This is a genomic window from Erysipelothrix enhydrae, from assembly GCF_035066605.1.
Lineage (GTDB): Bacteria > Bacillota_I > Bacilli_A > Erysipelotrichales > Erysipelotrichaceae > Erysipelothrix > Erysipelothrix amsterdamensis.
In genome coordinates this window covers 1,533,486-1,545,592 of record NZ_CP125807.1, presented here as the reverse complement: position 1 = coordinate 1,545,592, position 12,107 = coordinate 1,533,486, and the positions used below count along the sequence as shown (strand labels likewise).

Below are 12,107 nucleotides of genomic sequence, written 5' to 3'. Positions count from 1 at the left end.
TTACCGTTGATACAACTTAAGAGTGTTTGACACAAATGTATGGGAATCGTGTGACAGACTATCAAAGTGATCAAAAGATATATTTTTATTTGAATTGAGCTCATGTACAATTGCTTCCAAATCTCCTTGGGGAACAATTGTCATAAACGGCTTAATCGAAATTTCTTTATTACCACCTGTATCATATGCAATCACAGGTGTATGACAACAGAGTGCTTCGATATTTGTTGTAGGATAGTTATCCTCATAGGTTGGATTGATAAAACGATGCGAGAGTGTGTAATAGGCTGCAAGTTGCTCTGCACTATCCGTTCGTAATACACCATCAATTGCAGTAGGTAATGATTTCTTTTGCTCTTCAGTCAAACCGATCAGTACAATTTTGTAATTATCAGAAATCATGGTACTTAACTTAATGAAGTCGTTCAAGCCTTTGCGCTGCTCCCAAATGCTTGCTACACCAAGTAAAACGAGTTTATTCTCATATTTTTTTGTTAATTTTGCATCGTATGTAGGCTTAAAAAGATCGGTATTAATGCCGTTATGGATTACTTCACACGGGTACTGAGCTAAAAAACTTTTTGCAAGTAACTCTTTAAGCCAATAAGATGGCGTAACTAGGGTTAAATTATCAAGTCCACTGAATGCTTTTTTCTTCCATAGAAAATTTTTCTTTTGACGTTTGAATACTAATGCTTCAGGGTAATCACGTGTCGAATTGCATTCAACACAACCTTCATCCCATGTTTTACAACCGTGATAATCAAAATAAGCACTGCTGCCACTGATTGGCCAACAGTCATGAAAGGTCCAATAGATTTTTCCCTTAAATGTTTTTAATGCCTCAAACAGCATTTCAACATTTAAGTAGTATCCATGTAGATTATGCAAATGAATCACATCCGGATTAAAGGTTTCAATTTTTTCAATTAGTTTTTGAGTTGCACGATTTGAATGCAGTCCATGTCGGTTAAAGACACGCGTCATGAGAACATGACTGTACGTCGTAAGCTTATCACCGATATAGAACGTATCCGTATCTTCTTTTGCCTGATGACGACCATAACATATTAAAACTTCGTGGCCTTCTTTTTTTAGTCCGTTTGCGAGATCACGTACTATTTTACCCGTACTTCCGTAGTCACAAACCGAATTAACAAATAGAACCTTCATTATTTACTCCAAACATTGCGATTTATGTAGTCAACATAAGAAATAATAATACGTAATACTTTTTCAGATACATTAGGCATGCTGTAATCAGAAACATAGCGTAATGTTTCCGGTTTTTGTTCTTCCAATACTTCTAGCCCTTGTAAAATACGTTCTTTTTCAAGTCCTACCATCATAACGGATGCTTCTTCCATAGCTTCTGGACGTTCATGAGCTTCACGTAGATTAAGTGCTTTGAATTTAAGAATCGATGATTCTTCACTAATCGTTCCACTATCACTTAGAGTAGCTTTAGAATCCACTTGAAGTTTTACATAATCATTAAATCCCATTGGTTTCATGATTTTTACAAGTGGGTTAAAAGATACACCTTTCGCATCAATCATGTTTTTAGTACGTGGATGTGTACTTACTATAATTGGCATTTGATAATTTTCTGCGATAGCATTTAAACTATCTACAAGATTCAAGAAATTTCTTTCTGAGTTAATATTTTCATCTCGGTGTGCTGAAACTACAAAATACTCGCCTTTTGTAAGTTCAAGAGATTCAAGAATTGTACTTGCAGCGATATCTTCCTGACGGGATTGGATTACTTCATACATAGGGCTTCCAGTTTTAATAACACGATCTGCGGAAAGACCTTCTCGTAATAAGTATTCACGTGCAATGTCACTGTAAGTTAAGTTGATATCTGAAATATGATCGACAATTTTACGGTTTGTTTCTTCCGGAACACGTTGGTCAAAACAACGGTTCCCAGCTTCCATGTGGAAAATTGGAATATGTTTGCGCTTTGCAGCAATTGCACAAAGACAACTGTTAGTATCACCAAGCACTAAGAAAGCATCAGGATTTACTTCTTCTAAAACAGGTTCAATATTGATAAGGATATTACCAATCGTACCAACAGGTTTTCCTGTAGCAGTTTCCAAAAAGTAATCTGGTTTTCTAAGTTTAAAATCATTAAAAAACACTTCATTTAATTCGTAGTCGTAGTTTTGTCCTGTATGCACAAGCACATGTTCAATTGCATCGCTTGATTCTAAGCGATTAATCACAGCGGATAAACGAATAATTTCAGGACGTGTTCCCACGACAGTCATAACTTTTAGCTTTTTCATCTAAACCTCCAAATAGTGTGTATCGGGCGTCTCAGGATCAAATGGTTCATTTACCCACATGACCGTGATTAAATCAGTGTCACCCGTGTTAATAATATTATGTGTATAACCGGTTGGAATATCGATCACCTCGAGTTTTTCTCCAGTAACATGATATTCAATAATTTCTGTTTCAAAGATATCTCTAAATTGGATACAACCTTGACCCGAAACAACGAGGAACTTTTCATTTTTACTGTGATGCCAGTGATTTCCTTTTGTGATTCCAGGCTTAGAAATGTTAATGCTTACCTGTCCCCGATCTGGTGATTTTAGAAATTCAGTAAATGAACCACGATCATCACATTTCATATCGAGAAAATAATTAAATTCATCCTTAGGTAAAAATGAGAGATATGTACTGTACAGTTTTTTCTCAAAGCCTTCTTTAAGATTGGGTACAAAAAGTGAATTGCGTGATTCTTTAAAAGAATGTAAGAGATCCGCAATTTCACCTAAAGTAACATCATAAGATGTCGGTACCGTACAGTAAACCCCTTCAACAACAGTAGGAGATTCATTAATAGCTCGCATTATTTCTAAAACAACATCATCAATATACATGAGGTTTAATGAAATACTTGGATCATTGACGTGTATGGGTTCATTTCTTGATATCGCATGACACCATGTCGCAATAACCGTGTTGTAATTGGGACGAGACCACTTCCCAAATAGATTTGAGAAACGATAAATACACACTTTAGCACCCGTTTGTTCCATATGATTAATTAAAACAGTTTCACCTTCACGCTTACTTCGCCCATAATCATTATCAAGCGCTGCTTGAATGCTGGATGAAACAAGAATGGGCGCTTTATTGTTGTTTTTGGCTAATGCATTGCATAGAAGTTCTGTAAAACCAACATTACCTTTTTTAAATTCTTCAGGATCTGTAGGACGATTAATCCCAGCAAGATGCACGACAACTTCTGCTTGAGAAGCATAATTTTCGAGTTCCTCAAGTGAATTATTGCGGTCATACGCAAGTACAGTATGACCAAGATGATTTAGTGTTGCTACAAGATTTTTCCCAACAAATCCCGAAGCACCTGTAACAAGAATTTTCATTTACATCATGCCCTTTAGTTCATCTTTAATTTCATAAAGATCGACTAACTTAGCCTTGATTTCTTCAACATTAAGTCGGTATGTGTTATGAGAATTATATTCTTGTTCTTCATGAATTTCTTCACCCTCCATGAAATATTTATCATAGTTGAGATCGCGTTGATCCATAGGAACTCGATAATAATCTGTAAGATCTTCAGCTTTTTCGAATTCTTCTTTAGTTAAAAGCGTTTCATAAAGTTTTTCACCGTGACGTGTTCCAATAATGCGGGTTCCTTTTTGGTATCCTGTAAGTTCTATGATTGCCTGTGTTAAATCTTCAATCGTACTTGCAGGTGATTTTTGGACAAAGAGATCACCGGGTTCACCGTGTTCAAAAGCAAATAATACCAATTCAACTGCTTCGTCTAAACTCATTAAGAAACGTGTCATATGCGGGTTTGTAAGCGTTAATTCTTTACCATTTCGAATTTGTTCTAGGAATAATGGAATTACAGATCCTCGTGAAGCCATAACATTTCCATAACGGGTTCCACAAATAACAGTATTTGTTTCTTTTGCAATACGTGCTTTCGCAACGAATGTTTTTTCCATCATAGCTTTTGAAATTCCCATTGCGTTAATTGGGTATGCAGCCTTATCTGTCGATAAACAAACAACGCGTTCAACACCACAATCAATGGCTGTTTCTAAGACATTATCCGTTCCGATAATGTTGGTCTTTACAGCTTCAATTGGGAAAAACTCGCAGGAAGGAACTTGTTTTAAAGCAGCGGCGTGGAAAATATAGTCAACACCTCGAACTGCATGAATCAGTGATTCTTTCTGACGAACATCTCCAATATAAAATTTTAAGCGATCATCATTGAAAAACTTACGCATGTCATCTTGTTTTTTCTCATCTCGAGATAGAATGCGAATTTCTTTAATGTCTTCATTTAAAAGACGACGTACAACGGCATTTCCAAATGAACCGGTACCGCCTGTGATGAGTAATACTTTATTTTTAAACATATTTTTTACGCTCCCATGTGTTTTATAATTATTTCATATGCGTGTGCAACGGTATAATGATTCATTAAGTATTCATGCCCCTTTGCACCCATTTCTATTCTTAAAGACTGATTGGATACGAGCGTATCAATTGCTTGATACCATGCCTCAACATCCGTACTTTCAATCCCAAATCCATATTGATTCGTCATTGCAATCGTTCCGATATCAGTCGCTGTGTCTGTAGCACAAACAACGGGTTTTGAAGCCTCAAGATAGGTCAAGAGTCTTTGCGGATAATTTGGTATCGTAAAACGATGATCTAAGAATATCAAACCAACATCACATTGACTTACAAGACTATTATATACCCTACTTTCAAGTTGCCCTAGGAAAAGTGTGTTGGATATATTGTTTTCTTGAATAAAAGAAGTAATCAGTTCTTCTTTTGCACCCGACCCTGCGATTAAAAATACAATACGATCATCATTTTTAATGCGATCGATACATTCGATCACAAATGGAATTGCCTGCGGTGCCCCTAAGTTACCGCCATAGAGAAGAATCGTTTGGTCATCACGAATGGAATACGTCTCACGAATGGAAATGCTGTCATGAGCCGTATTGTTTTCGTTAATATCTAATGCGTTTGGTAAGATTTCGAGTCGTCCTACGGTAGATGGATGATGTTTTTCCATATAGTTTAGGTTCGCAGGTGACATCGTGCCAATCACATCAAACATTTTGTAGAGTGCTTTTTCTTTATAAGAGAAGAATCGATGAATCAAACCCATTTCTTTCATAAATCCAAGATCAACGGCATTTTGCGGAAAGATATCTTTGAGCATTAAGTAGAGTAACGCGTTTGGATTCTTTGTTTTAAGATAATTAACGGTTTTTAGTAGTGTTATAGGGGGCGTTGAATACAGAATAAGATCAAACGATTCATGTCCCAGATGTTTTTTCAGCGCATTCTTGAATTGTGAATCAATTCGAAGTGTTGCGATGCCTTTATCAATTAAATTACTATTTTTCGTTAAATTTCCAGTTTTAATGCCAAGATAGTGCATACCAAATTGTTCATAATACTCTGTTTCTTGGCCTAATCGTTTTTCACGAGCATATGCAATCGTAACATCATGTCCTTTTTTCTGAAATTCAGAAAGTAGATCAAAGTAAATACTGTGACGATGCATCCCTGAATTTGTTGAACTTAAATAAAGTACTTTCATAGGACCTCCTTAATATTGCCACAATAAAGAACCATCTTTATTGTAAAGGCGTTGACGACAATATGTATCTACAGTGATAACACCATCCGGTGCAATCCGATAAAAATCATTACTTAAAACAGGTACAATGGGTTCAAATGACTCATCTACATAAATAAAGAAATGATAATCAATGTATTCAAGATCTAGAATCTTATAGGCATAAGGTTTGTTGAATTCAACATATTTTGCGCTTATGATTTCATCTTTATAAGGAAACATATTAACAATGCTTTCAGGAAGTTTCTCAACATCGTAAGTTTTGACATCAAGTGCTTGCGTTGTGATTTCTTGACGTTCAAGTGAATCCTTGCTTAAAGCATCTTGAATGTGTTCTTCGGTGACTTCTTTACCTGCTAAATCAAGATACTCTGTAGATTTAAAAGCTTGTTTTAAGTCATCATTAGGAGTAAACGCAACCAGTGAACCATAGACCGTTGGCTTACGTTTAAAGGTCGGTTCTACAATCCAAGTTCGATCGGTTCCTAAAATTCCATACAGTTCTGATTCATGATCCCACATTGCATAATAAGAAAGATTTTCTTGATACTTTGATGATGAAGGTAACGCGGCCTGAGAATCTAAAAGCTCATCGCGCTCATCATTACAATCACGTCGAACTGTTAGATATGCAAAACGATTGTCATAATCATCATAACTCGGACGATTGAAAATTGTGTTAAATCGTAATAGCTTGTTTGGTCCACGATAATTAGATTGGTGCATGTAGGCATTGATATCTTTGTAGAGAAACAAACCTGTAAAACATGCGAGTCCTGTATAGATTAATCCATTCAGAACTTTTGAGTCTTTTAAGAAATAGTGGTCAAGTATATATTTGAATACGACGATGCAGAGAATAAACGTATAAATCGTTGTTCGACCAGCAATTAATTCTGAGAATTTTAAACAAAAGTAAACTGCAAATCCAAGTAAAGTCGAATCAACCATAAATTTCTTAAATACGGAATCCGTGATTTTATCGTAGTGATAAAGAATTACTGTAGCGAATGCAATACGGACAATTCCTGCAAAGTTCAAGACTTGTGTCTTCGCATCAATATATCCCATTATTTTCTTAGATCCTGGAATAAATGGAAGGTGTGCGAGTACGCGTTGCCATGGAATGAATGCAATAACAAAAGAAATACCAAGAACAATGATCAGTGTTTTTTTATTCCATTTAACGTTGCGTGCTAAGAATATAATCGGTAGGTAGAATAATACCGAAATATGGAATAGCGCAAGTACTGCTACGAGTAAGATTGATTGTTTTTTGGATAGATTTTTTTGAGGATTAAAGAAGTAATAGGACGCAACTGCCATAACAAGACCTTGACGAATTGCACTTAAATTCCAAACAAAGAAAAACATACCAATAAAGAGAATCAGCGAAACGAGTGATGAATCAGTCGTCTCATCAATCCATTTTACAAAGAAACCGAGTGTAACGGCTCCAAAAAAACCAATAAAAAATTGGAATGGTAAACCAATGGATTTAAATATAAATATAAAAATGCGAAATCCAAGTTCAATGTTACTTTGATGGTCTAACATTTTCCCAAACGTTGTTACATTTTGTAAATTATAGAGATATTCATAGGAAAAATAATCAGTACCTACACCTACTCTAAAAATTACGATGATAAAAAGTGGGACCGTTGCCAAATAAAACTTTTGCTTTTTTGTTAATTTAGGTAATAAACTAACAATAAAAGGAAATACCAGTGCGAAATAGTACATAATTACCTCCAATAAAATAATATAAAATAATAAGTCTTAAAGATAAATTCCCTAAGACTTAAACGAGTTTAAAACCCTTCTGTACTGTCTTTTTTAAATATAACTACAACAGTGCGTAAAATTAATTTAAAATCAGTCCAAATTGAATAGTTTTCTATATACATAAGATCCATAAGAAGTTTATCTTTTGGAGATGTATTGTACTTACCCTCGATCTGCGCTAGACCTGTTAAGCCTGCTTTAACCTTCAAGCGGTAAGCAAATTCGGGCAACACTTTTTGATAAGAATCGACATTTTCAAGCATTTCAGGACGAGGACCTACGATGCTCATTTCACCTTTAAGTATATTAATGAGTTGGGGAAGTTCATCCATACGAATTTTACGAAGGACCTTTCCAACTGATGTGATTCGGTCATCATGCTCTGTAGCAGAATAATTTTCAACATTTTCTTTCATTGTTCTGAATTTATAAACATCGAAAATGCGTCCGTCAATTGTCGCTCTTTTTTGTTTGAAAAGAATTGTGCCACCATCATTAAGTTTGATAGCAATTGCTGCGAGAATCCAAATTGGTGATGATAAAATAGCACCAACTACCGCTACAAAGATATCCAGAATTCGTTTTAAAACACGTTGTTCGAAAGAGAGACCTTGAATATTTACCTCAACCATAGCTTTATCATCGACAACCATCGAGAACCCTGATAATTCAACAATATCCGAAATCGAAGGCGCAAACATGAAATTTAATTGATGCTTGTAACAAAGATCAACCAGACGTTTTCGCTCACTTATAGGTGTTTCTAAGATTACAACATAATCAACATTGTAAAGCATTGCTTCCAAATTCGGGTCATCAACAGCAATGCATCCTAAAATATCATATTGCAGCTTAAAACGCTCTAGATAATGTTTAACTTTTCCTAAACTCACTTGGTCGTTTTCATCATATACAATAATAGTACGAGACGGCTTGTACATCTTGAAATAAATATAATTGCCTAAATAAGCGAAAATCACAATCCCAATAATCTGAATGAGTATGGTATAGAATAATAAATCCAATTGCTCAATTTTAAAAGATTGATTGTTATTAGGATTTGTATTCATGACCATCAATTGAAAAAATGTCGCTAAATCCGTTAACATAATTGCAATCGTTGAATTATAAATAATTGGTTTGCTCTTTTTTATACCAATTTCGAAAGGTCCGTAAACCTTAAGCATTAAAATGCCAATCAAGATAAAGGTCGATCCTGTAATGACCGCTGTTCTTGACCAATTTTGTAGCGCAATATTTTCTTTTCCAAAGAGATAAAAGAATACCGCTGCTAAAAACACAAAGATAAATCCCTTTAGAGCCACAATTACTAATGACTTTAGATTTTTACTCATATTTTCTCCTAATTATTAACTACTACCCGTAAAACACAAATTCGTTTTCATAAAGAAACATTTTTATATTTTTAGTAATCAAATACGTTATAGATAAAGTGTAATCACAATAAATTCCATTGAAGTGGTTGAATCATGTTTCAATGGAATCATTTTGTATAAAACACAGTAGATAACCTATTTATCCTTGTCAATTATATCATTTTGACGTATTAGATTCAATATTGATAGGACGTCTTCAGAAATTGTTAAGAAACAATAAAAAAAACAGAATCAATCTGATTCTGTTAGTAATGACCACGGATTTGGACAAATCTGACCAAGGATCATATGTTCTTTCGAAGCTGTTGCAGATGGCACATTACTTGACCTACCTGCCAATGTTTCATTACCCAATATTGCAAACGCAATGGCTTCTTTTGCATCACTTGAAAAACCGAGGTCTTCTTGAGTACACACCATGATGTCATCAGGTAACATCATTCGTATTTCTTCGAGCAATACGGGGTTATATGCACCACCACCACCAATAATCACTTTATCGATCGTATGTTTAGGCATAATATAACGTTTGTATGCATCTGTAATTGAATGTGCTGTAAATTTTGTTAATGTATAAATAACATCATCAGCATCATAACCTTCTTTATATAATTTTGGAACTAAGTGCTCTCCAAAAAGCTCACGTCCAGTTGATTTGGGTGGTTCAAGTTTTAGATAAGGATGATTTAAAAGTTTTTGATAAAGTGCTTCGATTAAAGTACCTTTTTTCGCATGCAGACCATTCTTATCATACAACTCATTATAATAGTGAGATGTTGCTGCATTCATCATCATATTACCAGGACCGGTATCAAAAGCATACAAATCATCAAGATGTGCATTTCGAGGAATGACTGTAACGTTGCCAATTCCACCAATATTTTGAAGTAAAACCGTTTTATGTTTTTCGCGATACATTAGAAATTCAGAATATGGAACCAATGGAGCACCATCCCCACCTGCCACAATATCCATGACTCTAAAATTAAAAACTACAGGAACCTTATGATGAAATGCGATGATTGATGGATCTCCAATTTGAAGTGTTGACTTCATCAATTGATTACTTGGATTTGGAAGATGGTATAACGTTTGTCCATGGGAAGCTACAAAATCAAGTGATCCCTTAAAATTACTTTCTGTCAGTACTTTTGTCGTTGCATCATTAAAGAGGTGTCCTAATTCAAAATTCAGTGAACAAATTTCATCAACACGTGATGTTTCTGGTACACTGGCTCTTAAAATTCGTTGACGTATCTCTTTTGGAATCTCAAGCGTTATAAAATGAATCAGAGTACATGACGTTTCAGTACCCGAACCCTTGATTTCTACTAAAGCTGCATCAATGCCATCAAGAGATGTTCCAGACATCAGTCCAACTGCATATTTAGTTTCCATATTGTTCCCCTATTTATTTTCCAAAGCACGTGTAATATGCCCTTGGTTTTGGTTTAGAAGATGTAACGCTTCTTCAACATCAAGATTACATAACTCCATAACAATGGCTACTTTGACACTTTTATCACTTAAATTCAATAAATCGGTTGCACGTTCATAAGTACACCCAGTTGCGTTCATAATTATATTGCGTGCACGTTCGATAAGTTTTGCATTTGTCGCTTTAACATCCACCATTAAATTTCCATAAACTTTACCCAGTTTAATCATCGCTCCGGAGGATATCATATTTAAAACCATCTTCGTTGCAGAACCTGATTTCATACGTGTAGAACCTGTTATAACCTCTTGCCCAACTACAACTTCGATGGGATGATCGGCGTATGCAGCCATCTTGCTTTGAGAAACACATGCAACTGAAATTGTTTGAGCACCAAGTTCTTTAGCGTATTTAAGACCACCAATACAGTAAGGTGTTCGACCGGATGCACCAATTGCACACAAAATATCATTCTTCGAAAAGTTAATGGCTTTCAAGTCCGTGGTACCACTGACCTCATCATCTTCAGCAGCTTCAACTGGATGTCTTAATGCGATGTCACCACCTGCAATAATTCCAATTACGGACTCTTCGCCAACACCAAATGTGGGGAGACATTCGGATGCATCAAGGACGCCAAGACGGCCTGATGTTCCAGCCCCCATATATACAAGGCGACCCCCTTGAGCAATTGCGTCATAGGTAGCGTCGATAGCAGCGGCGATTTCATAAGTTTGTTCACCAACCGCATCGATAACACGTTGATCTTCATGATTGATCAAGGTTACCATCTCGACGGAATCGAGTCGATCGATATTTTTAGTATTTGGATTTTGAAGTTCGGTACCAATTTTTGATAAGTCGATTTTCATATATCTGTCCTCATTTCATTGTATATCTATTATACCTTCTTTGAAATGATATTTCAATTTAAATAACAAAAGCATGAAATAAAGTTAAATGTTTCGAATTGATTTAATCGTGTCGCGTGTATTTACGATCTTACGACGTGTTTCTTCTATATTGTTTTTCGCAACACCCAGGTAAAGTAAATCTGAAATAGCTAACATTGAAAAACGTGATGCAATAGAACCCAAACGAACTTCTGACTCTTCTTTAGGAATGTTAATGACAAAGTCAGAATTCTTCGCAAGTTCATTACGTCCTACTTGAGTGATTGCGATCGTAGTAGCCCCTTTATCTTGAGCGAGTTTTTGAGCCATAATAATTTCACGCGTTTGACCCGAATAGGATAAGGCAATCGTGACATCGTTTTCAGTTATATGCGTTAGTGAAGACATTTCCAAATGAAAATCATCGAAATAAACAACATCTGCATCAATACGAACGAACTTATGATAAAGGTCCTGACAAACAATACCTGAACCTCCAATACCTAAGAGATAGATGCGACGCGCATTACTTATTGCTGCAATGGAAGCATCCAACACCTCAAGATTCAAAAGTTTATATGTGTTATCAAAGGTTCTATGATTGCTATAATGTGATTTTCGTACCATGGTTTCAATCGTATCTTCTTCTTTGATGAGTTTATCAAACGATTGTTCTTCTTCACTGTGATCTCGAGCAAGCTCTACTTTTAGGTGAGTGAATCCGTTATAGCCAATTTTTTTAGAAAAACGAACGATTGCAGCTGCAGATGAATTAATTTCCTTCGCAAAATGTTGCGATGAAAAATTAACAACTTCATCTTTATTCTCAAGAATGTATTCCGCAATACGTTTTTCTGTATCAGTATAAGTATGCATATTCTCTTTAATCCTATAAATACAACTCATCTAAAATCCTCCTATGA

Annotated in this window: 10 protein-coding genes; all 10 read right to left on the bottom strand. The window is 35.4% G+C overall.

Annotation, left to right across the window (positions count from 1 at the left end):
- The 10 genes from LLS04_RS07545 to LLS04_RS07500 all read right to left on the bottom strand — a co-directional run bounded on the left by LLS04_RS07545 (position 1) and on the right by LLS04_RS07500 (position 12,090).
- The gene (locus LLS04_RS07545) at positions 1-1,173 is read right to left on the bottom strand and encodes a glycosyltransferase (protein WP_323611092.1); all 1,173 of its coding nucleotides are present in this window, start codon (positions 1,171-1,173) and stop codon (positions 1-3) included.
- Positions 1,173-2,297: a non-hydrolyzing UDP-N-acetylglucosamine 2-epimerase gene (gene wecB / locus LLS04_RS07540; RefSeq protein WP_323611091.1), complete on the bottom strand. Its 1,125-nt coding sequence runs from the start codon at positions 2,295-2,297 to the stop codon at positions 1,173-1,175. The genes LLS04_RS07545 and wecB overlap by 1 nt, the downstream gene beginning before the upstream one ends.
- Positions 2,298-3,407 carry a polysaccharide biosynthesis C-terminal domain-containing protein gene (locus tag LLS04_RS07535; protein WP_323611090.1) on the bottom strand — a complete coding sequence of 370 codons (1,110 nt, stop codon included), beginning with the start codon at positions 3,405-3,407 and terminating at the stop codon, positions 2,298-2,300.
- Positions 3,408-4,421 (bottom strand): polysaccharide biosynthesis protein, encoded by a 1,014-nt coding sequence (locus tag LLS04_RS07530; RefSeq protein WP_123244768.1) that lies wholly within the window; start codon positions 4,419-4,421, stop codon positions 3,408-3,410. It abuts the gene before it with no gap.
- 5 nt (positions 4,422-4,426) lie between these two features.
- Positions 4,427-5,632 carry a glycosyltransferase family 4 protein gene (locus LLS04_RS07525; RefSeq protein WP_323611089.1) on the bottom strand — a complete coding sequence of 402 codons (1,206 nt, stop codon included), beginning with the start codon at positions 5,630-5,632 and terminating at the stop codon, positions 4,427-4,429.
- Positions 5,633-5,641: 9 nt separating this feature from the next.
- Complete coding sequence (locus tag LLS04_RS07520; RefSeq protein ID WP_323611088.1) at positions 5,642-7,414, bottom strand: EpsG family protein; 1,773 nt, start codon at positions 7,412-7,414, stop codon at positions 5,642-5,644.
- Between the two features lie 68 nt (positions 7,415-7,482).
- Positions 7,483-8,811, bottom strand: coding sequence for a sugar transferase (locus LLS04_RS07515; RefSeq protein ID WP_323611087.1), 1,329 nt, complete (start codon positions 8,809-8,811; stop codon positions 7,483-7,485).
- A 273-nt stretch (positions 8,812-9,084) separates the two neighbouring features.
- Positions 9,085-10,251: an anhydro-N-acetylmuramic acid kinase AnmK gene (anmK, locus tag LLS04_RS07510; RefSeq protein WP_323611086.1), complete on the bottom strand. Its 1,167-nt coding sequence runs from the start codon at positions 10,249-10,251 to the stop codon at positions 9,085-9,087.
- Between the two features lie 9 nt (positions 10,252-10,260).
- The gene (gene murQ / locus LLS04_RS07505) at positions 10,261-11,163 is read right to left on the bottom strand and encodes an N-acetylmuramic acid 6-phosphate etherase (protein WP_323611085.1); all 903 of its coding nucleotides are present in this window, start codon (positions 11,161-11,163) and stop codon (positions 10,261-10,263) included.
- Between the two features lie 84 nt (positions 11,164-11,247).
- Positions 11,248-12,090 carry a MurR/RpiR family transcriptional regulator gene (locus LLS04_RS07500; RefSeq protein ID WP_003773626.1) on the bottom strand — a complete coding sequence of 281 codons (843 nt, stop codon included), beginning with the start codon at positions 12,088-12,090 and terminating at the stop codon, positions 11,248-11,250.
- Between the last annotated feature and the right edge of the window lie 17 nt (positions 12,091-12,107).